This is a genomic window from Streptomyces sp. BF23-19 (assembly GCF_041106355.1).
Lineage (GTDB): Bacteria > Actinomycetota > Actinomycetes > Streptomycetales > Streptomycetaceae > Streptomyces > Streptomyces virginiae_A.
In genome coordinates this window covers 44,020-65,329 of record NZ_JBGBPT010000003.1, presented here as the reverse complement: position 1 = coordinate 65,329, position 21,310 = coordinate 44,020, and the positions used below count along the sequence as shown (strand labels likewise).

The window sequence follows — 21,310 nt, the reverse complement described above, 5'->3', positions numbered from 1 at the left end:
CGCAGGCTCTCGTATCCCGTTTCCTTCCGGCCGAGGTGCACGGATGCATCCGGGGCCGGGAATCCGACGACCTCGCCCCCGGTCACGCCCTCGCCGTCGGTGCCTCGGCCGTCACCGCTCGGCGGCGCGACCGCAGCGCGGCGGCGCCGGACACCGCGCCCAGGAACAACAGGCCACCGCCGGCGGGCACGGCCGACCGCAGGCCGACGACCAGCGGGTCGTCCTCGTCGATGAGCGCGCCCTTCACCGCCGACAGGGGCACGGTGCCGCCCTGCGCCTCCTGGAACCGGTAGCGGGAGTCGGCGGAGTTGCCGCGGGTGTCGCCCAGCAGGAACAGTCGGCCCTCGGGCACCTTGACGTCGAACGCGCCGGGCGACCCTGCCACCGGGTCGCCGTCCAGGACGTACGGCTCGTCGAGCGGCCTCCCGTTCAAGGTCAGTGTCCGGTCCCCTGGGGCGTAGGCGATACGGTCGCCGCCCACCGCGACCACCCGTTCCACGGCCAGGTTTCGTTCACCCCAGGCGGCGGCGTCGAAAAGCACCACGTCGCCGCGGTCCACACCGGCGACCAACACGTTGAAGACCATCGACGCGCCTGCCGGATGGGAGGGCCTCATATGGCCCGACGGCATGACCCTGGTCGGCATGAAGAAGTACCCGCCGAGACCCCCGACACAGGTCAGAACCCCGCCCAGCGCCAGCAGTGCCACCGCTGCCACTTTCAGCCGGCGTCCCGACCCCCGACCCGACGTTCCCACGATCACGCCCTGCTCTCCCCGCTCCGATGTACGCCCGAACTGTACGGGCGTACGGCGTGCGGAACGCCGACCGGGTCCCGCACCGTGCGAACCCTCGTCAGGCGGGTGCACGAGTTCGGCGGCGTCGTTCAACCATGCGCGGCCGGTCGCCCCTCGTCTCCCCCGGTGGCCGGAACCGGATCCGTACGGTCGAACGGGCCGGTCACCCGATCGCGAGTTCCGCCGTTTCCGGACCCCCGTGACCGGGACCCTCGCAGAGGCGGCGCGTGACCTGCGTCGCCGGGGTACGCGCTGAGTGGGGGATGCGATGACGCAGGACGCGGGACGTTCCGAGGGGCCGGAGGGGCGGGCGGTGCTGCTGGTCGCCGGGCTGGCCGATCTGGCGGTGACCACGCTGGGTTCGGCCCTGGGCGTGGTGGGCGGTCTGCTGCGCCGGTCGGACGCGGCGGAGCTGGCTTCGGAGGCCGAGCAGGACCTGATGGCGCGCGGGCGCCTGGCCCTCGACCGGTACGCGGCCGTGCCCCCGGCCCATCTGGAGATCCTCGCCCGGCATGTGGCGGCCCGTGAGACCGATGGCGTCTGAGGGGTGGGCGCAGGCCGCCTTCAAGAGCCGTGTCGACGAGGTGCTGCACCGGTTCGTGGCGCGGGAGGCCGACGCGTTCGCGGCGGTCGATCCCGTTCTGGAGTCGGTGGCCGGGCAGTTGGAAGCCGCAGTCGCGGACGGCAAACGGCTGCGGGCGGCGTTCTGTTACTGGGGCTGGCGGGCGGTGGGACAGCCCGACAGTGACGCCCTGCTGCAGGCGGCGACGTCCCTGGAGTTGGTGCACGCCGCCGCCGTCGTCCACGACGACCTGATCGACGACAGTCCGCTCAGGCACGGCCGGCCCACCGCGCACGTCGCCCTGCGCGCCGCGGTCGGCGACCGGCCGGACGCCGACGACGCGGCGAGGTCGCTGGCGATGCTCGTCGGGGACCTGCTGATGGCGCTTGCCGGCCAGTTGTTCGCCACGTGCGGACTGCCCGCCGCCTACCTGGCCCGGGCGCGCCCGCTGTGGGCGGTGATGGCCCGCGAACTGATCGCGGGCGAGTGCCTGGAGATCCTGCGTACCGGAGCCGGGCCGGACACCACGGCAGCGCTGAAGGTGGTCCGCTACAAGACCGCCAAGTACACGGTCGAGCATCCCCTGCTCATCGGCGGCGCCTTGGCCGGTGCCGGGGCGCGGACGTGTGAGGGCTACTCGGCGTACGGGCTGCCGCTGGGCGAGGCGTTCCAGTTGCGGGACGACCTGATCGGCCTGTTCGGCAATCCCGGGCAGACCGGCAAGGCCAACGCCGACGACGTGCACGGCCACCGGCCCACGGCCCTGCTGGCGGAGACCTGGCGCCTGGCCGGTGACGGGGAACGCGCCTTGCTGCGGACCCTGTTGGGGCGGCGTGACCTGGATGCGGAGGGCTTGGACACGGTGCGCGACACGATGCGCCGCCTCAAGGCTCCCGACCGGGTGGAGGACATGATCTGCGCGCGGGTCGGGGAAGCGCTCGCCGCCCTGGACGAGTTGCCCGTACCCGAGGACGCGGCGACCGCCCTGACCGCCTTGGCGCACGCGGCGTCGGCCCGCCACTCCTGACCGGCGCGCGCGCCGCCCGCACCCACCTGTGCCCTCCGCCTTCCCCCCTCTGCCCTCTGCCCTCTGCCCTCCGCCCCACCCTTCCCGCCTCTCCGTCCGCACGACAAGGAGCCCCGTCATGATCCACACCGAGGCATCGATGGACGCCCTGCGGCAAACCGGTGACCGGCTTGCCGATGCCACCGTCGCCACGCTCTTCGAACGCGGGGAAGTGGGCAAGTTCAACACCTTGATGCGCTACGTCTCCACCGCCGGCGCGCCTCTGCCCGAGGGGCTGCCGGATGTCGCCCGCGAGTACCTCGAAGCGACGAGCGTCCCGCCCTCCTGGGTGGACTGGGGCGAGATGGAGAAGGCTCGGCTGTTCTTCATCGACAACAACGTGCACATCTCCACCGCCCTGTCCTTCGCCTCCATGCCCGCCTGCTACCTCGTGCCGCACGTGGCGAAGTTGCTGTCCGCCACCCACGGGCTGGAGTACCCGTCGAAACGGATGGCGGAGACGGGCCAGTTCACCGTCCACCTGATGCGGCCCGATGCCTTCGAGGCCGGCAGCCGCTTCATCCCCGCGGCCCAGAAGGTCCGGCTGCTGCACGCGTCGATCCGCCACCACCTCGTACGCGAGGACCGGTGGGACACCGCGGCGCTCGGGACGCCGATCTGCCAGGAGGACATGATCGGCGGGCAGATGTTCTTCTCGCTGCTCGTCCTCGACAGCCTGCACCGGCTGAACATCCACATGTCGACGGAGGGCGCGGAGGCCTACTACTACGCGTGGCGGGTGGTCGGGGCCATGCTCGGCGTCGACCAGGAAGCCGTCCCCGCGACCCTCGACGAGGCGCGGAGCTTCCTCGACCGGTACATGATCCGGCACATGGGACCGTCCGAGGAGGGCGCGCACCTGACCCGTCAGCTCATCGACCTCTACGAGGAGATCGTGCCCGGCACCTTCTTCGACCCCGTGGTCTCCGCGCTCGTCCGCCACCTCGTGGGCGACACCTGCGCCGACTGGCTGCGGGTGCCCCGCACCGCGTGGGACACCGTGGTGAAGGCCGCGCCGCACCTTCTCGGCGTCCTGGAGACCATCGAGGACCGCTCCCCGCTCGGCGCGTGGGCCCTGGACCGCCTCGGGCAGCTCACCACCGTGCTGGAGCTGTCCTCCCTCACGCGGGGCCGTGTCATGCACTACGCCATCCCCGAGCAGCTGAAGAAGGAGTTCGGGGTCTCCGGCGCGGTGCCCCGCACCCGCCGCTGGAGTCCGCCGGCCCCCTCGGTCCCGTGACGTCGGTCCCCGCGGCTCCGTTGCGGGGACCAGGGTCCCGGCCGAGCCGAAAGCGCAGGTCCCGGGCGAGCACGGCGTGCTGCGCGGAGACGTAGGTGGTGACCATGATCGTGGCCATCACGAGGGCGATCGGCAGGCTCGGGATCAGCGCGCCCTCACCGACGCCGCCTCGCATGGTGGACTCGCCGCCGGACGGGGAAACACGGGCCACCTACGGCCGATGTCCGCCGGCGTGCGACTCGGCCGTCGCGCCGTCGAACGCAGTCGAAGGTTTTCCGGGCCTCGCGTGCCAGGATGCCCAGGACACGACCGCCGGCACGTCGACAGGCAGGACCCAGCCATGATCAGCGGTGCACACGTCATCCTCTACAGTCAGAACGCCGAGGCGGACCGTGACTTCATCCGTGACGTCCTCGACTTTCCCGGCGTCGACGCGGGTGGCGGCCGGCTGATCTTCAAGCTGCCCCCGGCCGAGGTGGCCGTGCACCCGACCGACGGTCCACCCCAGCACGAGCTGTTCCTGATGTGCGACAACCTTGATTCCCAGCTCGCCGAGTTCCGGGCCCGCGGCATCGAGATCACCCGCCCGATCAGCGAACAGCGCTGGGGCAAACTGACGGCGATCCGGCTCCCCAGCGGCGCCGAACTCCCGCTGTACGAACCTCTGCACCCCACCGCCCACAGTCTATGACGCCACTGCAGTCGGTTCGGCCTGACGATCCCGGTGGCCGCGGAGCGTCGCCGGGTCCGCCATGACTGCGTGAGCTCATCGACACCGTCGACGACCACACGCTGCGGGCGGTCGCGAGCTCCCACCGGCCGCTCGCCATCGCATCGAACGCCTCCGTTCGCACCGAACGGTCCGCGTCGTCACGGGCCTTGGCGTACAGGGCGGGCCACCGGGCCTCCGCTCCGGGAGCGCAGGCGGTCACCAGCGCATCGTCGGTGTCGGCGACGACCCGCAGCGCCTGTTCGCTCCACACCCGACCCGAGCGGTGCACGTCGCGCCGAACAACCGTCCGGCCCGTCTCGAAACGGCGCACGTCATCCTCCTCCATCGGCTGCGGCCGAGATGTCCGGCCGGGCCCGCCCACCAAAGCGCGCTCCGGCCAGGCTGGGCAAGGCGCCGTCCGAGGGACGGTCACGCCAGGCGGTCGGTCTGGCCCGGCCCGGCCCGGCCCCGAAAACGAATGGCCGGCGCACCACGACTGTGCGAATCTGGTGCAGATATGAACCGAGCCGGAAGGGATCTCCCCATGGGCCAGGACCAGCTTCCCCCGCACCCCGACACGGAGCGCTACTCCGTGACCATCTGCCCGCCGGCCGTCACGATCGTCTCCGACCTCGTCGCCGCCGGTGGCGTCAGCAAGTCGGACGTCATCAACCGGGCCATCCTCCTGCTCGGCTTCGTCGAGCAGGAGCGCGCCAAGGGGCACGACCTGATGATCCGTGACACCGAAGGCGCGCTCGAACGCATCCACATCATCTGAACGGGCTCAGGCTCCCGTCGGGTCCCCGGGAATCGCGTGCACCTCGACGGGGTCGTTGCCGGGCTTCCCGCCCGGGCCGGGGCACGCCGACGCCCGTGCGGCGATCTCCAAAACCCGGTCCTCACTCGTGACGTCGACCAGCCAGTAGCCGGCCAGGATGTGTCCCGGCTGCGCCGGTCCGTCGCTCACCTGCGGCCGCCCGTCGCTCGCGGCCCGCACCGTCTTGACCTGTGAGGGTCCTCCGAGACCCTGCCCGTCCACCCATTCCCCGGCGGCCGTGAGTTCCGCGTTCAGGGCGTTCATGTGGGCGAACATGGCCCGCATGTCGTCCTCGGAGTAGGAGGACATGACAGCGTCCCACTGGTCGACCGGCACGTTCATCTGGATCATGTACTTCATGGTCTTCACCCTTCCGGGGCGGCTACGGGGATTCGCGGCCCTACGGGAAGGTAGACCTCGACCGACCCAGAAACTCATCGGTGCCCGCCCTCCCCCGCGGGGCCGGCTCGTCGTGTCCGCTGCGGCTCAGTCGACCGTGACGGTGTAGGTGATGCGCTCGGGCGCCTGCAAGGGGGTGGGCGCCCCCGTGGTCGGGGTGGCGGAGGGCCCGGTTGTCTCGGGGGGCACGGTGGACGTGTTGCCCTGGCAGGTGGTGAAAGTGCAGTGCAACAGCGTGAACCGAGTGGTCCCCTTGCCCTTGGCCTCGAAGGTGAAGGTGAGGTGGCCGCCGCCACCGGCCACCGCTTCGTCGCCGGAGTCCGACGCGTAGACCTGGCCGCGGCTGACCAGCACGGAGCTGTCGGGCTCGGGGGCGACGAGGTACCAGTACTCGCGGGTGGAGGCGTTCTGGTCGACGGTGAGCGTGAAACGCTCGCCCGGCTCTGCAGTGATGCCGGTGTCCTTCACCGGGCGGCTCGTGGAACCTCCGGCCGGTTCGTCGGCGCCGGAGCCGCAGGCCGTGGCGAGAGCGAGCAGCGCGGCCGCCGCGATCGCCGCACCGCCCCTGTTACCGCGGAAGACGCTCGCCGTGCGCGTTGAGGAGATCACTGTTGCAAGCCTTGCCCATGTAGCTGTGGATGAAGTCGCCCTCGTCGACCGGCCCATGCGGCCGAGCCCCAGGAGACACCCGAAGCATGTCACCCTCCTGGGCGACGACGGCCACCCCCATCGGTCTCCTGAGAAGACAGCGCCGGGCGGCGCCCCACGGCGTCCGCTCGGAGGCGTGGTCCCGCACCCCGAACTCGCCGAACCTACGAAGCGAGCCCCGAGCGCACGTGCGTCGACCTGGGTGCCGGCACCGGCGGGTGCTCACGTCACCAGGTGCAGTGACGTCGCCGCGATGCCCAGCCGTACGCTCTGGCCCCAGGTCAGCTCCAGGGAGTCGCCCTCCATCCCGTCGCCGAAGACCACGATCCGGTCCGACTCCACGGTCAGCTGCAGCGCCTGTCCCCGCTCCAACTCACCGGCGACCTTCGTCGTTCCGGTCGTGGGAGAGGGCCAGGCCTCCCGTACGAACCACAGGAGCCGCCGCTCGCAGGGTGCGGGCAGCTGGGCGGGACTGCCGCGCTCCTGCCACAGGGAGCGCAGCCAGCCGGTGGCGCCCGTGCCGGTGCCCACCAGTACCCCGGAGGATGCCTGGGCCTCGTCCGGGCCGTTGCCTCCGTCGGAGCCCAGGCGGTAGCGGGCGGTCTGGTGGCCGGGCGAGCCCAGGTAGATCTCGTTCAGTGCGAGGAGGCGCTGGGTGTCGTCGGCGACGGCCTCGACCATGGTCAGCTCTTCCGTCCGGCTCCCGGCGGCGGTCGCGGCGCGCAGCAGGGCGGCCGCGTCGGCGCAGCGGTGTCGGACGAGGACCCCCGGGTTGTAGCCCGGGTCGGTGTCGATGCCCACCACCGGCTGTCCGCGCAGGTATTTCGCGGTGTTGGCGACCAGGCCGTCCTGGCCGATCACGACCACCACGTCCTCGGGGGCGAACAGGAAGCGGTCCAGGTCCGCCCGCTCCACCCGCGAGCTGCGCCAGGTGAGCGGCACCGCCGCCGCCACCTGGCGCAGGGCCTGGTGGGTGCGCTCGTGGCGGCGGTGCACCTCGTCGATCGACCGGCCTCGACTGGAGAGGAAGAACGCGGCCTGCCCGTGGGTGCCGTGCCGGGCGAGCAGTTCCTCGTACTCGGTCCTGCGGTGCACGAGGACCGCCCGTGGGGCCAGGCTCACGCGTCCGTGCCGCCTTCCGGGCGTCCGAGCCTGGTGAGGAGCCCGGTGAGGACGTCGGGCGAGAGCGTGATGCTCTCGATCCGCGGCAGGTTCTCCGCCAGCCGGGTCGCCGCCAGGGCGTGCAGGGTGCCCGGGGCGGTTTCGTCGTGCACGCGGAGCCAGGCGGCCTGGACCTCGGCGCGCGCCGCGCCATTCTCGCGGGCCGCCTCGGCGTCCGCGCGGGCCAGTCGGACCTTGCGCGCCGCCTCGGTCTCGGTCCGGATGCCGTCCGCCGCCGCCTTCTCCTCGGCCTCGCGGCGGGCGTTGATGCCGCGCTGGTCGATCAACTGCTCCTCGCGTCGCGCGAGTTCGATCTGGCTGGCCAGCTCGTTCTCGGCGATGGCACGCTCACGTTCGACGGCGACGGCCCGCCGTTCGTAGGTGGCCCGGTCGGCCTCCTGCTGGATCTGCTCGCGGGCCGGGGTGCGCAGGGCGCGCTCCACCTCGGCCTCGGGGCGGATGGCCACGACCCGCACGGCCACCACGTCGATGCCGGTGGCCGGGAGTCTGGGCTCGGCGGCGAGGCCTGCGGTGACGCTGGTCCGCACGGAGGTGACGCCGTCGACCAGGGCGCCGGCCAGCGGAGTTCGGGCCAGTACGTCCAGCGCGTGCTGCTGTGCGGTCTCGGTGAGGAGCGTGGCGATCTGCTCCAAGGGGGCGCCGCGCCAGCTCCCGGTGTCCGGGTCGACGGAGAAGTCGAGTCGTTCCGCGGCTTCGGCCGGGTCGCTGATCCGGTAGGTGACGGTGGCCTGCACGGCGACGTCCTGGAAGTCGGACGTGCGGGCGTGGAACGCCATGGCCAGCTCCCGGTCGTCGACCGGTACTTCGGAGAGCGCCGCCGAGAGCGACCGGTACCAGAAGCTGAGCCCCCGCCCGTCGTGGACGAGTCGGCCGCGCTTGTGGTGGCGGATGTGGGCGGTGGGCGCGGAGCGCAGATGACGCCAGCCGAAGCGCCGGGTGATGTCGGCCATGGTGGGACCCCCTTTATTTCGTCAATGCGACGATAAAGGGGCGTGCCCATATCGTCAAGGGGACGAGAAGAGGGTGGGGCGAGGGCGTGCCGTGCAGCGGGGTGGGGTGGGGTGGGGTGGGTCAGCCCAGGACGAGGGGGAACCTCACCGCTGCGGCGCGCAGTTCGGTCCGCTGTGCGTCGGTGGGCGTGCTGCGGCCGGTGCCGACCAGGAGTGCGTCCCGGTCGGTGAACGACGCGGGGAACGCCGTTCCGGCGATCTCCTCCAGCATGGCGCGGGAGCGGGCCAGGCCCTCCTCGGGTGGCGAGGTCCGCGCGTCGGGGAGGTGTGCGATGAGGTCGAGGTGGTGCAGCGTCCACTCCAGGACGTACGCGCCGAGGTAGTCGCCCACGGTGAGGACCTCGTCGCGGGTGCCCACCCGGGCGCGCGGATCGGCGAGTTGGGCCGCGCGGCCGGCGGCGGAGCCGACGTCGTCGAGGTGGAACCGGAGCAGGTGCGGGTCCCCGTACGCGGCGGCCAGCCGGACGGTGAGGGCGTCGAGCGGGTCCTCGCCGGTCGGGGGACGGTCCTCGACGTGCCAGTAGGTCACCGCGTCGACGGTCGGCTCCGTCGCGGCGGGGGTGGCGAGGGTGATCAGGACGTCCTGGGCATCGATGACCAGGTGGCACACGAGGTCCCGTACGAGCCATCCGGCGCAGCCCGACGGCCGTGCGAAGTCCCGGTCCGGGATCGCGGCGACCGCCGTGCGCAACGCCGTCCAGGAACGGGAGAAGAGGTCCACACCGGCACCGTAGTGCGGCGCCGCCGCGGCGGGCACCTCCACGGGCTCGGGCCGCTCGGCCACCGCTCCGGTGGAATCACGGTGGGCCGGACGGCGTAGCGACAGCGCGCGGATCGGCTCCGCGACCAGCATCGTCAGGGTCAGGTACAGGAGTACCGCGAGCCAGAGGTACCCGGGCCACGCCACCGTCTGCTGGAGCCAGAAGGGGGCGCCCGCGCGACCCGTGGTGAGCGCGGCCACAGAGAGGAGGGGCAGGGCGATGGCCAAGGCCGTGCCGATGCGCCGGGTCCGACCGCCGGGGGTGGTGGTGTCGCGGACCAGGCGGATCCAGAGCCAGCGGTGGACCAGGACCAGCAGCGCGCAGACCGCCGACGCGACGAGGACGAAGACCAGGATCGTCATGCCGAGGTGTCCTTATCCGGACGGCCCGCACGGTCGGCCCCGTCGGCCCCGTCGGAACGTTCCGTACGTGATTCACGCCGCAGGGCGAGAACGCTGCGCAACCCGAGCACACCGACCGCCGTCCCCAGAAGGAAGGAGGTCACCGCGAGCGTCAGGTGCACCCAGAAGTAGGAAGTGGGGTCGCCCGCCGCATCGAAGGCAAGGCCACTGCCGTTCTTCCACAGGTTCCGGACGAAAGACACCCAGATGAACCAGCTCCACACCCCGAAGGCGAGCAGGAACCAGGAGGCGGTACGGCTGAGTCTCATGCCTTCAGTATCCGATTCGTCCCCAGGACGGACGCGCCGGGGTGGGCTGTCCCGGGGGTGGTTGCCTCGAATTGGCCGGTCCGATGCGTCCTCCAGGTCATCGGGATGTACTTTCACCTGCGTGTCTGCCAAGACGACCGCGCTGACGGTCCTTTCCGCCGCGTTGCTGGTCCCCACGATGTTGGTGGCCCCCGCGCACGCCGCGCCGACCCCGCCGGCCGACGCGAAGGGCCAACCGGCCAAGGCCCCGGCCCCCGCACCACCCGTCTCGATGTCCACGGTCGGCGGATCCCTGCTCGGCCAGCCGGGGACCCAGGTGAACCTGCTGCCGGGCGCGCCCGCGCTGCCGGCGAACCTCACCGGGCGGTCCTGGATCGTGGCGGACGCGGAGTCCGGCGAGGTGCTGGCCGCGCACAACGCGCACTGGCGGCTGCCCCCGGCCTCGACCATGAAGATGCTCTTCGCGGACACGGTGCTGCCGACCCTGCCCAAGGATCAGGTCCACAAGGTCACCGACAAGGACATGGAGGGCGTGGGCCCGGGCAGCAGCCTGGTCGGGGTCAAGGAGGACCACGAGTACTCCGTCCACGACCTGTGGCTCGGGGTGTTCCTGCGGTCGGGGAACGACGCCGTGCATGTACTTTCGGCCATGAACGGCGGCGTCGAGAAGACCGTCAAGGACATGCAGGCCCACGCCGAGGAGCTGCAGGCCCTGGACACGCACGTGGTGTCCCCCGACGGGTACGACGCCCCGGAGCAGGTGTCGAGCGCGTACGACCTGACGCTCGTGGCCCGCTCCGGACTGCAGAAGCAGGACTTCAGGGAGTACTGCGGCACGGTGAGCGCGAAGTTCCCCGGACTGCAGGAGCCCGGGAAGCCGCGGGACCACTTCGAGATCCAGAACACCAACCGGCTGATGACGGGCGCCGGCGGCATCTCCCCCTACAAGGGCATCGCCGGGGTGAAGAACGGCAACACCACCATGGCGGGCTCGACCTTCACCGGGGCCGCGCAGCAGGGCGACCGGAAGCTGCTGGTCACGGTGATGAACCCGGGAGCGGCCGGCGCGAACTCGGTCTACGAGGAGACCGCCGCGCTCTTCGACTGGGGTTTCGCGGCGACCGGCAAGGTCAAGCCGGTGGGTGAGCTGGTGCCGCCGAAGAGCGCGGACACCTCCTCGCACGGCTCCCCGGCCCAGTCGCACGAGAACGACCCGTCGGCGGCCGGCAAGGACGCGGGCGGCGGTGCGGGCACCGCGCTGGGTGTCGCGGGCGGTGCGCTGGCCGTACTGGCGGGCGGCGCCTTCGTGTTCAACCGCCGCCGACCCCGGGGCCGCCGCGGCCGGGGCGAAGAGCTGATCTGAGTCCGGCCTAGGCCGTCTCTTCCGGATCTTGTCGGGTGAAGCCCGGGTCGTCCGGTGCGGTGCCTCGCAAGGCGGAGGGGCGCCCGTGTACCGGACGTACTCGGGTGTCCCGACAACGCGGCGAGGTGCCGTGCCGGGCGGGCCGGGCCCGGCAAGATCCGGAAGAGACGACCTAGCCCGGTTCCGGTACCCGCACCACCTATCAACTCACAGGTTCACCACAGGACTTCGGCAGGGTTTGCTCGCTCCCGTCGGCATCGAGCCGGCGGGAAGGGGGTCCTGCCATGCGCAGGAGATGGTCGGCCGTCGTCGCGGTGGCCTGCGGCACGCTGCTCGCCGTGGCGGCCTGGACCGCGCTCCCGGCGGACGGCGCCGGGCAGCCGGCCCCGGCGCGCGCCCTGGAGACCGCCGAGCTGGACCTGCTCCACACCGCGGGGGAACTGCTCGTACAGGAGTGCATGCGGGCGCAGGGGTTCTCGTACTGGCCGGTCCCGCGCGTGGCGCACCCGGACCTCCGGGACTTCCCGTACGGCGTCGACGACGTGGACTGGGCCCGCGGCCACGGCTTCGGGCGCCGGATCGAACGCCGGCTGGACGAGGAGGCGGCGGCGGGCCCGCGCGCCCGGTACCGGAGCGGACTCCCCCCGGAGCGGCTGGAGGCTCTGGGGGTGGCACTCATGGGACCCGACGCGAAGGGGCTGGCCGTCGAGAACCCGGGCGGCGGCACGCTGAGCCACAGCGACCGGGGCTGCATCACCGCGTCCTGGCGGCAGCTCTACGGGGACGTACGCCTCTGGTTCGGCGCGAGCGAGACCGTGAAGCAGCTCGGCGCGGTGCGCACCGGCCGGGTCGGCCAGGACCCCGCGTTCCGGACGGCGCTGGCCGGCTGGAGCGAGTGCGTGGGCCGGCGCGGTTTCCCGGCCGAACACCCGGTCCGGCAGCGCGACGAGCAACTGGCACGGAAGGGCCCGGCCGCCGAGGCCGAGGACGTACCGATGGCCACCGCCCAGGCCGAGTGCGCCCGCTCGACCGGCCTCGCCGACACCGCACAGGACCTGCACCGGCGCTATTCGGACATGATCCGCGCCGAGCACGGGGCCGCCTTCGACGCCATGCGGCGGATGCAGGTGGCGGCCCTGCCCACAGCTCGCGATGTGGTCGCCCGGCACGCCGGGAGCTGACATCGCGTACCGCCGACCGGCGGTGAACCTCGCACGGCACTACTGGGAGGGACCCCACATGAACAAGCTCAGGACGCTCCTCGCGGGACTCGCGATCGCCGGTACGGCGGTGGTGGCCGTTCCGACCGCGGCGCAGGCCGACGGCGGCTGCGGTTACACGAACTTCTGTGCCTACTCGGACGATTACAACTACCTCTACCAGAACGCCGGAAACTCCAACGACTGGCCGTACCAGGTCAAGAACAAGGTCGACTGGGTCCGCAACAGCGGCAGCGCCGGCGGCCGCGACCACGTCAACATCTACTACAACGAGAACAACACCGGCGCCTACGCCTGCATCGGCTACGGCACCGAATGGAACCTGCGCAACAACGCGCAGACCTTCAACTGGACCCGCAACGGCGACGCGAGCGGTCAGTGGAAGGCGGTCCACGACAACGCCGCCTCGCACCGGTGGGTGTACGGCTGCGGCAACGGCACCTGGTAGAGCGTCCCGCCGACGGTACTCCGGTGGCGTGTCGGGCCCCACACCGATGCGCCACCGGTGCTCCACCGGTGCGTTCAGGCCGGGCGGGCGGCGGCCGGAGGGCCCGGGGGAGGGTCCTCCGCGCCGTCGCCGTCCGCGTCATCGCGGGTGGCCGTCCAGGAGGCGACGAACAGCAGCAGCTTCGCCGTGAAGTTGATCCAGAGCAGCAGGGCGATCGGCACGCCGAAGGCTCCGTACATGCTCTTCGCGGCGACCTCCCGCATATAGCCGCTGAGCAGCAGTTTCAGCAGTTCGAAGCCTGCCGCGCCGATGAGGGCCCCCTGGATCAGGCGGCCGCGCGGCGGGTCGACGCCCGGGAGCAGGGTCAGGACGTAGAGCAGCAGCAGGAAGGCGGCCACGACGCCGACGAGGAAGGCGAAGGTGCGCAGCAGCGCGCCGCCCGCGCCCTCGCGCGGGATGTCCAGCCAGTCGGCGGTCTTCCCGACGGCGCTGGATCCGAGGATGGAGGCGGCGGCGGAGGCCAGGCCCACCCCGCCGAGGCCGAGCAGGACGAGCCCGTCCTTGCCCTTGCGGGCGAACGGGTTCCCGTCGTCCTCGTCGTCCTTCTCCCACACAGCGCGCAGGCAGTCCCGCATGGAGCCCACCCAGCTGACACCGGTCAGCAGCAGGAGGGCACCGGCGACGAGACCGACCGTGCCGGCGTTGTCGACGAGCCCCTCGATGTCGAGCTGGTCCGAGATGCCCGGGACCTGTTCGGAGAGGTTCTTCTCCAGCCGGTCCAGCTGTTCGGGGCTGAGCAGCGCCGCGCCGACGGCGGCGGCCACGGTGATCAGCGGGAAGAGGGCGAGGAAGCTGATGAAGGTGATGGCGGCGGCGAGGCGGGTCCAGTGGACGCGGTCGAGGCGTTGGTACGAACGCCACGCGTGCGTCCGCATCAGACGGGACGCGAGCGGCCCGATCACCGGGAGTTTCGTCAGCCAGTCCATGGGGTCACCGTAATTCAGCCGCCGGAAATAGCCGGGATTGTCGGTTCTGGCGGCTACGGTCGTCGATTGTGACTTTTCCCGAAACGCGCCCTACGGGTCGCCCGTTCCACACCCTGGTCCTGCGAAGGCTGAGGTTCCGTGCCCGGCGCATCGCCCGGCTCACCCTGGCCCTGCGGCCCCTGGCCCCGCGCCCGCTCCGTCAGGAGGGCGGTACGGTCGCCCCGGCGCCCCCGGCGCCCCCGGCTGCGTGGTCGGCGGGTGAGCCCGCCTGCGCCGGGACACAGTTCGGTCCGCTCCCGAACGGGTACTCGCGCAGCTTGCGCCAGACCCCGTCCGAGCCCTGCTCGTAGAGGGCGAAGCCCGCGCAGACCCACTCGGCGGCGTAGTCGGCGAGGGTCGTGAACGCCAGGTCCATCGCCTCCTCGGAGATCCCGTGGGCGACCGTGACGTGCGGGTGGTACGGGAAGGCCAGCTCGCGGTCGAGCGGCCCCTGGGGGTCGCGGACCTCGCTCTGGAGGCGGGTGCAGCCCGCGGCCCCTTCGGCGATCCTGACGAAGACGACCGGCGAGAGGGGGCGGAAGGTTCCCGTGCCGGCCAGCCGCATCCGGAAGGCCCGGGAGGCGGCGGCGACCTCGACCAGGTGGGCCCTGATCGCGGGGAGCCGGTCCGCCTCCACCTCGGTGGGCGGGACGAGGGTGACATGCGTGGGGATGCCGTGCGCGGCGGCGTCCCCGAAGCCCGCGCGCAGCTCCTGGAGCTTGCTGCCGTACGGCTCCGGGACCGCGATCGAAACGCCGAGCGTTACGGTCCCCACGTATCTCTCCTCCGCTTGTCGCTGTGGACTGCTGCCGCCCCAGTGTGGCGGCAGCACCCCCGTTCGTGCCAGGGCTCTCTGTCCGTAGTTGCGTTCGTCAGTGCTTGGCGGGCAGCAGACCGAGGCGGTCGTAGGCCTGCGCGAGCGTCTCGGCGGCGACGGCGCGGGCCTTCTCCGCGCCCTTGGCCAGGATCGAGTCCAGCGTCTCCGGGTCGTCGAGGTATTCCTGGGTCCGCTTCTTGAACGGTGTGACGAAATCGACCATCACGCCGGCCAGGTCGGTCTTCAGCGCGCCGTAGCCCTTGCCCTCATACCTGGCCTCCAGCTCGGAGATCGTCTCGCCCGAGAGGGTGGAGTAGATCGTGAGCAGGTTGCTGACGCCGGGCTTCTTCTCGGAGTCGAAGCGGATCTCGGCCTCGGTGTCGGTGACCGCGCTCTTGATCTTCTTCTCGGTGACCTTGGGCTCGTCGAGGAGGTTGATCAGGCCCTTGGGGGACGACGCGGACTTCGACATCTTGATCGCCGGGTCCTGGAGGTCGTAGATCTTCGCGACCTCCTTGACGATGTGCGCGGCGGGGAGGGTGAAGGTGGAGCCGTAGCGCTGGTTGAAGCGCTCCGCCAGGTCGCGGGTCAGCTCGATGTGCTGGCGCTGGTCCTCGCCGACCGGGACCGCGTTCGCCTGGTACAGCAGGATGTCGGCGACCTGCAGGATCGGGTACGTGAAGAGGCCGACGCTGGCGCTGTTGACGCCGCCCTTGGCGGACTTGTCCTTGAACTGGGTCATCCGGCTGGCCTCGCCGAAGCCGGTGATGCAGTTCATGACCCAGCCGAGCTGCGCGTGCTCGGGCACGTGGCTCTGGACGAAGAGGGTGCAGCGCTCGGGGTCCAGGCCGGCGGCCAGCAGCTGCGCCGCGGAGAGCCGGGTGTTCGCGCGCAGGTCCTTGGGGTCCTGCGGCATGGTGATCGCGTGCAGGTCGACCACCATGTAGAAGGCGTCGTGCGTCTCCTGCAGGGCGACGTACTGGCGGATGGCTCCGAGGTAGTTCCCGAGGTGGAACGAGCCGGAGGTGGGCTGGATGCCGGAGAGCGCGCGAGGACGATCAGAAGCCATGGCTTCATTCTCTCAGGTGCGGGGGCGGGCTCGGGCCCGCCGTCGGCCGGATCCCTCCGGGTCGCGGCGACCCGGTCCCTACGGCTCCGGGGTACCGGGCGGTAGCGGATCGTCCGGATCCAACCCCGGCCGAGCGACCGCTTTCCGTTCCGGGACGGGGCGGGCCGACACCGCTGCGCGGGGCTCCGCGGGCCCCGCCCGCACCCGCGCCTCGAACGCCGGGCGGGGCTGGAAATCCAGCCCCGCCGGCGTTCGAGGCGTGGGGTCCGGGGCGGGGCCCCGGCAGCCGGGCCGCAGGTCAGGACAGCGGGAGCCCCGGGGCCGGGAAGGCCGCCATCAGGTCCGTCACCTCGGCCCGGATCGCTGCGAGGGCCTGCTCATCGCCCTTCGCGGCGGCGTCGACCGCGCGCGAGATCCAGTCGGCCACCAGCGGCATGTGCTCGGTGGACAGCCCCCGCGACGTCAGCGACGGCGTCCCGATGCGGATGCCCGAGGGATCGAACGGCTTGCGCGGGTCGAACGGCACCGTGTTGTAGTTCACGACGATGCCCGCCCGGTCCAGGGCCTTGGCCGCGATCTTGCCCGGCACGTCCTTGCCGGTCAGGTCGATCAGGATCAGGTGGTTGTCCGTACCGCCCGAGACCAGGTCGAAGCCCTTCTGCAGCAGCGCCGCGGCCAGCGCCTTGGCATTGGCGACGACCTGGTGCGCGTACGCCGTGAAGGACGGCTGGGCCGCCTCGTGCAGCGCCACCGCGATGCCGGCCGTCGTCTGGTTGTGCGGGCCGCCCTGCAGGCCCGGGAAGACCGCCTTGTCGATGGCCTTCGCGTGCTCCTCGCGGCACATCAGCATCGCGCCCCGCGGACCGCGCAGGGTCTTGTGCGTGGTGGTGGAGACGACGTCGACGTGGTCCGCCGGGGACGGGTGCGCGCCGCCCGCGATCAGGCCCGCGATGTGGGCCACGTCGGCGACCAGGATCGAGCCGGCCTCCCGCGCGATCTCCGCGAAGGCGGCGAAGTCGATGGTCCTCGGCAGGGCGGTACCGCCGCAGAAGATCAGCTTGGGCCGCTCGGCGAGGGCCAGGTCGCGCACCGCGTCGTAGTCGATGAGCCCGGTGTCGGCCCGGACGCCGTACTGCACGCCCCGGAACCAGGAGCCGGTCGCCGAGACGCCCCAGCCGTGGGTGAGGTGCCCGCCCATCGGCAGGGCCATGCCCATCACGGTGTCGCCCGGCTTCGCGAAGGCCAGGTACACGGCGAGGTTGGCGGGCGAGCCGGAGTACGGCTGCACGTTGGCGTGGTCCACCCCGAACAAGCCCTTGGCCCGCTCGATCGCCAGCGCCTCGACGCGGTCGATGTTCTGCTGGCCCTCGTAGTAGCGGCGGCCGGGGTAGCCCTCGCTGTACTTGTTCTGCAGCACGGTGCCGGAGGCTTCGAGGACGGCCGCGGACACGTAGTTCTCGCTGGGGATCAGACGCAGGGTCTGCGCCTGCAGCACTTCCTCCGCCGCGACGAAGGACGCCAGCTCGGGGTCGGTGGAGAGAAGGGCGGGATGGCGGCTCGCGGACATGGCGGGCTCCTCCGGGGTCGATGTGATCGGTACCCCGCGAGGCCCAGGCGAGCGGCCCTGTATGCGGTCGAGCGCGCACGACTCCCCCGGAGTTGGTTCCCCGTACGCCAGTCGCCGTGCGTACCTGACACCTTAGCGGGCGCGCCGGGAGAGAGGTTTCTGCGTCCGGGATACGAGCGACGATAAGAAGGTGACGCCACCCTCGTCACCGCTGCACCGGCGCTCACCGCGCCGGACGGACGATCGGAGACCCCGTGTCGACAACTGCTGATGCCATCCGCGCCGCGGACGCCCACAGTGCGCACAACTACCATCCGCTGCCCCTGGTCGTCGCGTCCGCGGAAGGCGCCTGGATGACCGACGTCGAGGGCCGCAGATACCTCGACATGCTCGCCGGGTACTCGGCCCTCAACTTCGGGCACGGCAACCGCCGTCTGATCGACGCCGCCCGCGCCCAGCTGGAACGGGTCACGCTCACCTCGCGCGCCTTCCACCACGACCGCTTCGCCGACTTCTGTACCGAGCTCGCCGCGCTGTGCGGCAAGGAGATGGTGCTCCCCATGAACACGGGGGCGGAGGCCGTGGAGACGGCGGTGAAGACCGCCCGCAAGTGGGGCTACGAGGTCAAGGGCGTCCCGGACGGGCACGCCAAGATCGTGGTCGCCGCGGACAACTTCCACGGGCGGACCACGACCATCGTCTCCTTCTCCACGGACCACGAGGCCCGTGACCACTTCGGCCCGTACACACCGGGCTTCGAGATCGTCCCGTACGGGGACCTGACCGCGCTGGCCCACGCCGTCACCGAGAACACCGTGGCCGTGCTGCTGGAGCCGATCCAGGGCGAGGCGGGGGTGCTGGTGCCGCCCGCCGGTTACCTGAGCGGCGTACGGGAGCTGACCCGCGAGCGGAACGTCCTCTTCATGGCGGACGAGATCCAGTCGGGGCTGGGGCGCACCGGCCGGACCTTCGCGTGCGAGCACGAGGGGGTCGTCCCGGACGTCTACATCCTCGGCAAGGCGCTCGGCGGCGGCGTGGTGCCGGTCTCCGCCGTCGTCGCCGACCGGGACGTGCTCGGGGTGTTCCGGCCCGGGGAGCACGGGTCCACCTTCGGCGGGAACCCGCTCGCGTGCGCCGTCGCCCTGGAGGTGATCGCGATGCTGCGGACCGGCGAGTTCCAGGGCCGCGCCACCGAGCTGGGCGAGCACCTGCACCGCGAACTCAACCTGCTGGTCGGCGGCGGCGCGGTGACCGCCGTACGCGGCCGCGGACTGTGGGCGGGCGTCGACGTCGACCCCTCGCGGGGCACCGGCCGGGAGATCTCCGAGAAGCTGATGGAACTCGGGGTGCTGGTGAAGGACACCCACGGGTCGACGATCCGGATCGCCCCGCCGCTGGTGATCAGCAAGGAGGACCTGGACTGGGGCCTCGCCCAGCTCCGGTCGGTGCTCGGCGCGTAGGTCCCGTCCGTATCGGTCAGAGGATGACGTGGGGCAGGAAGCGGGCGTACTCGTCCGTGACCGGCCCCGCCGATTCCCGGATGCCGAGCCCCGCCGCCTCGTCCTCGACGACCCACGCGCCGAGCACCACCCGGTTTCCGTCGAAGTCGGGCAGTGGGGCCAGGCCCTGGAAGCAGTACCGCTCCCCCTCCTCCGGTACGAACGGCTCCGCGCCCTCGCCCGCCTCGTGCAGGGTGACCCCCGCGCCCTCCCGGCCGAGGAGGGGCTTGGCCACGTAGCCGGTGGACCCGGCTTCGGCGAGCTCGCGCGGGCCGTCGAGGTAGGCGGGCAGCAGGTTGGGGTGCTCCGGGAAGAGCTCCCACAGGATCGCCAGCAGCGCCTTGTTGGACAGCAGCATCTTCCACAGCGGCTCGATCCAGCAGGTGGAACCGGAGCCGCCGCCGTGGTCGTACGTGCCGAGGACCTGCGGGCCGAACTCGTCCGTGGCCAGCCACTCCCACGGGTAGAGCTTGAAGCAGGAGCGGATGAAGCGGAGCTTCTCGTCCACGAACCGGCCGGACAGGCTGTCCCAACCGATCTGCTCGACGGAGAGCGCCTGGGTGTCCAGGCCGGCCTGCTCGGCGGTCTCCTGGAGGTAGGCGACCGTCATCAGGTCCTCGCCGAGCTCGTCGGTCTCGGAGTGCGCGAAGTGCAGCGGGCCGGGCGGGAGCAGCTCGGCCTGGCGCCGCCAGGCGTCGACGAGGCGCTCGTGGAGGGAGTTCCACTGGTCGGCGCCGGGGAAGCGCTCCTCCATCCAGAACCACTGCGGACTGGCCGCCTCCACCAGGGAGGTGGGGGTGTCGGCGTTGTACTCCAGCATCTTGGCCGGGCTGCCGCTGCCGTCGTAGCGCAGGTCGAAACGACCGTAGAGGGAGGGCTGTTCGGCGCGCCGCCGCCAGGACTCGGCGATCAGCGCGGCCAGCTTCGGGTCGGTGATACCGAGGTCGGCGAAGCGGTCGTGCTCGACGATGTGCGCGGCCGCGGCCAGGCACATGGCGTGCAGCTCCTCGACGACGTTCTCCAGGGCCTCGACCTCGGGGAGCGAGAAGGAGTAGTACGCGCTCTCGTCCCAGTAGGGGCGCAGCGAGTCGTCGGGGTAGCGGGTCAGGGGATAGATCAGACCCTGCTCCTCGACGGTCTTCTGCCAGTCGGGACGGGGCTCGATGGTGTGCCGCTGCATCGTCTCGGTCAGCCGCCGCTGGAGCCGGAGCTGGAGTGGCCGCCGATGCCGCCGCGGGTGACGGCGGACTTGTCGAAGCTGCCGCCGGAGACCTTGCCGGCGCTGACGTAGCCGCCGTAGTAGTAGGCGCCGGTGCCGCCGCTCTTGCACTCCTTGTTGTTCAAGTGCTGCAACGTGGAACGGGAGGCGCAGCGCTTGTCCGGATCGTCGCTGCTGCCGCAGGCCACGAGCGTGGCGGCGAGCAGGCCCATGCCTCCGAGGGCGACGGCTCCGGAGCGCATGCGGCGCTGATTGGTGCTGCTGCTGTCCATGTCTGCTGTTCCCCCTGGGGCCTCGCGTACTGCCGACAGAGTAGAGCGGGGTCACCGGCCGATGGAATCCGGCCGCTGTGAGATCCGTGACCTAGAGTCGCTTCGTGCTCATTGGGATGATTTGCGCGCTCGGTGCGGCGGTCTGCTTCGGTACGGCGTCGGTTCTGCAGGCGGTCGCGGCGCGGGCGGCGGAGCCGGGCACCGGGTCCGGGGTGGACACGGCGCTGTTCCTGCGGGCCGTCCGGCAGTGGCGGTATCTGGCGGGTCTGGGCCTCGACGGAGCCGGCTTCGTGCTCCAGATCATCGCCCTGCGGCACGTCCCGATCTACGCGGTGGGGGCGGCGCTGGCGGCCAGCCTGGCGGTGACGGCGGTGGTCGCGGCGCGGCTGCTGCGGGTGCGGCTGTCCCGGACCGAGTGGGCCGCGGTGGCGGTGGTGTGTGCGGGGCTGCTGATGCTCGGACTGTCCGCCGGGGAGGAGGGCACGGGGACCGGGTCGCTCGCGCTGAAGCTGGGGCTGCTGGCGGTGGCGGGGCTGGTGCTGCTGGTCGGCGTGGTCGCCGGCCGGCTCCCGGACGGGCCGCGGGCACTGGTCCTCGGCCTCGCGGCGGGCACGGGCTTCGGCGTGGTGGAGGTCTCGGTACGGCTCATCGACTCCCCCTGGGACCTGCGCAACCCCGCCCTGTACGCCCTCCTGCTGGGCGGCGGCGCGGCCTTCCTGCTCCTCACCTCGGCCCTGGCGCGCGGCTCGGTGACGGTGGCGACGGCGGGCATGGTCCTCGGCGAGACGATCGGCCCGGCGGTGGTGGGCGTGGTCTGGCTCGGCGACAGCACCCGCGAGGGCCTGGCCTGGCTGGCGGTGACGGGCTTCGTGGTAGCGGTAGCCGGCTCCCTGGCCCTGGCCCGCTTCGGCGAACCGTCGGCCCCGGCGGAGCGATGACCGGGGCCCG

At 71.8% G+C, this 21,310-nt stretch carries 23 protein-coding genes; 10 read left to right on the top strand and 13 right to left on the bottom strand.

Annotated elements, in window-relative coordinates; all coding sequences use genetic code 11:
- Positions 1-82: 82 nt before the first annotated feature.
- Entirely contained in the window at positions 83-709 is a 627-nt protein-coding gene (lepB, locus tag AB8A24_RS02630; protein ID WP_328959990.1) for a signal peptidase I, read from the bottom strand.
- 355 nt (positions 710-1,064) lie between these two features.
- Here lepB and AB8A24_RS02625 point away from each other — a divergent pair, with 355 nt between their 5' ends.
- From AB8A24_RS02625 to AB8A24_RS02605, 5 genes are all read left to right on the top strand, one after another.
- The gene (locus AB8A24_RS02625; RefSeq protein WP_328959991.1) at positions 1,065-1,340 is read left to right on the top strand and encodes a polyprenyl synthetase; all 276 of its coding nucleotides are present in this window, start codon (positions 1,065-1,067) and stop codon (positions 1,338-1,340) included.
- A complete protein-coding gene (locus AB8A24_RS02620; RefSeq protein ID WP_328959992.1) occupies positions 1,330-2,385 on the top strand; it encodes a polyprenyl synthetase family protein in 1,056 nt (351 codons plus the stop codon). Before AB8A24_RS02625 ends, AB8A24_RS02620 begins: the two co-directional genes overlap by 11 nt.
- Positions 2,386-2,503: 118 nt before the next feature.
- Positions 2,504-3,664 (top strand): oxygenase MpaB family protein, encoded by a 1,161-nt coding sequence (locus AB8A24_RS02615; protein ID WP_369474486.1) that lies wholly within the window; start codon positions 2,504-2,506, stop codon positions 3,662-3,664.
- Between the two features lie 340 nt (positions 3,665-4,004).
- Positions 4,005-4,355 (top strand): extradiol dioxygenase, encoded by a 351-nt coding sequence (locus AB8A24_RS02610; RefSeq protein ID WP_328959994.1) that lies wholly within the window; start codon positions 4,005-4,007, stop codon positions 4,353-4,355.
- Positions 4,356-4,920: 565 nt separating this feature from the next.
- Positions 4,921-5,154 carry a hypothetical protein gene (locus AB8A24_RS02605; RefSeq protein ID WP_033215969.1) on the top strand — a complete coding sequence of 78 codons (234 nt, stop codon included), beginning with the start codon at positions 4,921-4,923 and terminating at the stop codon, positions 5,152-5,154.
- 6 nt (positions 5,155-5,160) lie between these two features.
- Here the strand turns inward: AB8A24_RS02605 and AB8A24_RS02600 are convergent, their stop codons facing one another.
- The 6 genes from AB8A24_RS02600 to AB8A24_RS02575 form a co-directional block, all read right to left on the bottom strand.
- On the bottom strand, positions 5,161-5,553 hold the full coding sequence (locus AB8A24_RS02600) for a YciI family protein (RefSeq protein WP_369474483.1): 393 nt from the start codon (positions 5,551-5,553) through the stop codon (positions 5,161-5,163).
- A 126-nt stretch (positions 5,554-5,679) separates the two neighbouring features.
- Positions 5,680-6,201, bottom strand: coding sequence for a protease inhibitor I42 family protein (locus AB8A24_RS02595; protein WP_369474481.1), 522 nt, complete (start codon positions 6,199-6,201; stop codon positions 5,680-5,682).
- A 261-nt stretch (positions 6,202-6,462) separates the two neighbouring features.
- Positions 6,463-7,362, bottom strand: coding sequence for a hypothetical protein (locus AB8A24_RS02590; protein ID WP_369474479.1), 900 nt, complete (start codon positions 7,360-7,362; stop codon positions 6,463-6,465).
- The gene (locus AB8A24_RS02585) at positions 7,359-8,372 is read right to left on the bottom strand and encodes an SPFH domain-containing protein (protein WP_369474477.1); all 1,014 of its coding nucleotides are present in this window, start codon (positions 8,370-8,372) and stop codon (positions 7,359-7,361) included. The genes AB8A24_RS02590 and AB8A24_RS02585 overlap by 4 nt, the downstream gene beginning before the upstream one ends.
- A 121-nt stretch (positions 8,373-8,493) precedes the next feature.
- A complete protein-coding gene (locus tag AB8A24_RS02580) occupies positions 8,494-9,153 on the bottom strand; it encodes a maleylpyruvate isomerase N-terminal domain-containing protein (RefSeq protein WP_369474614.1) in 660 nt (219 codons plus the stop codon).
- A 398-nt stretch (positions 9,154-9,551) separates the two neighbouring features.
- On the bottom strand, positions 9,552-9,863 hold the full coding sequence (locus AB8A24_RS02575; protein ID WP_369474475.1) for an SCO4848 family membrane protein: 312 nt from the start codon (positions 9,861-9,863) through the stop codon (positions 9,552-9,554).
- A 121-nt stretch (positions 9,864-9,984) separates the two neighbouring features.
- Between AB8A24_RS02575 and AB8A24_RS02570 the strand changes: the two genes are divergently transcribed.
- The 3 genes from AB8A24_RS02570 (at position 9,985) to AB8A24_RS02560 (ending at position 12,894) form a co-directional block, all read left to right on the top strand.
- Positions 9,985-11,226, top strand: a complete 1,242-nt coding sequence (locus tag AB8A24_RS02570) for a D-alanyl-D-alanine carboxypeptidase (RefSeq protein ID WP_328961992.1) — start codon at positions 9,985-9,987, stop codon at positions 11,224-11,226.
- 284 nt (positions 11,227-11,510) lie between these two features.
- Positions 11,511-12,407, top strand: coding sequence for a hypothetical protein (locus AB8A24_RS02565; protein WP_369474473.1), 897 nt, complete (start codon positions 11,511-11,513; stop codon positions 12,405-12,407).
- Between the two features lie 58 nt (positions 12,408-12,465).
- A complete protein-coding gene (locus AB8A24_RS02560; RefSeq protein ID WP_328961994.1) occupies positions 12,466-12,894 on the top strand; it encodes a hypothetical protein in 429 nt (142 codons plus the stop codon).
- 74 nt (positions 12,895-12,968) lie between these two features.
- Here AB8A24_RS02560 and AB8A24_RS02555 read toward each other — a convergent pair whose 3' ends face one another.
- From AB8A24_RS02555 to glyA, 4 genes are all read right to left on the bottom strand, one after another.
- Positions 12,969-13,880 (bottom strand): YihY/virulence factor BrkB family protein, encoded by a 912-nt coding sequence (locus AB8A24_RS02555; RefSeq protein WP_328961995.1) that lies wholly within the window; start codon positions 13,878-13,880, stop codon positions 12,969-12,971.
- A gap of 199 nt (positions 13,881-14,079) precedes the next feature.
- Positions 14,080-14,694 (bottom strand): 2'-5' RNA ligase family protein, encoded by a 615-nt coding sequence (locus tag AB8A24_RS02550; RefSeq protein WP_328961996.1) that lies wholly within the window; start codon positions 14,692-14,694, stop codon positions 14,080-14,082.
- A gap of 97 nt (positions 14,695-14,791) precedes the next feature.
- Positions 14,792-15,805 (bottom strand): tryptophan--tRNA ligase, encoded by a 1,014-nt coding sequence (gene trpS / locus AB8A24_RS02545; RefSeq protein WP_328961997.1) that lies wholly within the window; start codon positions 15,803-15,805, stop codon positions 14,792-14,794.
- Positions 15,806-16,103: 298 nt separating this feature from the next.
- Positions 16,104-17,372: a serine hydroxymethyltransferase gene (glyA, locus tag AB8A24_RS02540; protein ID WP_369474470.1), complete on the bottom strand. Its 1,269-nt coding sequence runs from the start codon at positions 17,370-17,372 to the stop codon at positions 16,104-16,106.
- Between the two features lie 254 nt (positions 17,373-17,626).
- Here glyA and rocD point away from each other — a divergent pair, with 254 nt between their 5' ends.
- Positions 17,627-18,832 (top strand): ornithine--oxo-acid transaminase, encoded by a 1,206-nt coding sequence (gene rocD / locus AB8A24_RS02535; protein ID WP_266381022.1) that lies wholly within the window; start codon positions 17,627-17,629, stop codon positions 18,830-18,832.
- A 16-nt stretch (positions 18,833-18,848) separates the two neighbouring features.
- Here rocD and AB8A24_RS02530 read toward each other — a convergent pair whose 3' ends face one another.
- Together AB8A24_RS02530 and AB8A24_RS02525 are read right to left on the bottom strand one after the other, a co-directional pair.
- Complete coding sequence (locus tag AB8A24_RS02530; protein ID WP_328961999.1) at positions 18,849-20,051, bottom strand: glutathionylspermidine synthase family protein; 1,203 nt, start codon at positions 20,049-20,051, stop codon at positions 18,849-18,851.
- A gap of 8 nt (positions 20,052-20,059) precedes the next feature.
- Complete coding sequence (locus tag AB8A24_RS02525; protein WP_266381027.1) at positions 20,060-20,362, bottom strand: hypothetical protein; 303 nt, start codon at positions 20,360-20,362, stop codon at positions 20,060-20,062.
- A 116-nt stretch (positions 20,363-20,478) separates the two neighbouring features.
- On the opposite strand from AB8A24_RS02525, the gene AB8A24_RS02520 reads away from it, so the two are divergent.
- Positions 20,479-21,300 carry a hypothetical protein gene (locus tag AB8A24_RS02520; protein WP_369474612.1) on the top strand — a complete coding sequence of 274 codons (822 nt, stop codon included), beginning with the start codon at positions 20,479-20,481 and terminating at the stop codon, positions 21,298-21,300.
- The last annotated feature ends 10 nt before the right edge of the window (positions 21,301-21,310 follow it).

Bases quoted from the DNA above. Each gene is read 5' to 3' on its own strand.
- AB8A24_RS02625 (WP_328959991.1), top strand. From the start codon at position 1,065: ATGACGCAGGACGCGGGACGTTCCGAGGGGCCGGAGGGGCGGGCGGTG.
- AB8A24_RS02620 (WP_328959992.1), top strand. From the start codon at position 1,330: ATGGCGTCTGAGGGGTGGGCGCAGGCCGCCTTCAAGAGCCGTGTCGAC.
- AB8A24_RS02615 (WP_369474486.1), top strand. From the start codon at position 2,504: ATGATCCACACCGAGGCATCGATGGACGCCCTGCGGCAAACCGGTGAC.
- AB8A24_RS02610 (WP_328959994.1), top strand. From the start codon at position 4,005: ATGATCAGCGGTGCACACGTCATCCTCTACAGTCAGAACGCCGAGGCG.
- AB8A24_RS02605 (WP_033215969.1), top strand. From the start codon at position 4,921: ATGGGCCAGGACCAGCTTCCCCCGCACCCCGACACGGAGCGCTACTCC.
- AB8A24_RS02600 (WP_369474483.1), bottom strand. From the start codon at position 5,553: ATGAAGTACATGATCCAGATGAACGTGCCGGTCGACCAGTGGGACGCT.
- AB8A24_RS02585 (WP_369474477.1), bottom strand. From the start codon at position 8,372: ATGGCCGACATCACCCGGCGCTTCGGCTGGCGTCATCTGCGCTCCGCG.
- AB8A24_RS02575 (WP_369474475.1), bottom strand. From the start codon at position 9,863: ATGAGACTCAGCCGTACCGCCTCCTGGTTCCTGCTCGCCTTCGGGGTG.
- AB8A24_RS02565 (WP_369474473.1), top strand. From the start codon at position 11,511: ATGCGCAGGAGATGGTCGGCCGTCGTCGCGGTGGCCTGCGGCACGCTG.
- AB8A24_RS02560 (WP_328961994.1), top strand. From the start codon at position 12,466: ATGAACAAGCTCAGGACGCTCCTCGCGGGACTCGCGATCGCCGGTACG.
- AB8A24_RS02555 (WP_328961995.1), bottom strand. From the start codon at position 13,880: ATGGACTGGCTGACGAAACTCCCGGTGATCGGGCCGCTCGCGTCCCGT.
- trpS (WP_328961997.1), bottom strand. From the start codon at position 15,805: ATGGCTTCTGATCGTCCTCGCGCGCTCTCCGGCATCCAGCCCACCTCC.
- glyA (WP_369474470.1), bottom strand. From the start codon at position 17,372: ATGTCCGCGAGCCGCCATCCCGCCCTTCTCTCCACCGACCCCGAGCTG.
- AB8A24_RS02530 (WP_328961999.1), bottom strand. From the start codon at position 20,051: ATGCAGCGGCACACCATCGAGCCCCGTCCCGACTGGCAGAAGACCGTC.
- AB8A24_RS02525 (WP_266381027.1), bottom strand. From the start codon at position 20,362: ATGGACAGCAGCAGCACCAATCAGCGCCGCATGCGCTCCGGAGCCGTC.
- AB8A24_RS02520 (WP_369474612.1), top strand. From the start codon at position 20,479: ATGATTTGCGCGCTCGGTGCGGCGGTCTGCTTCGGTACGGCGTCGGTT.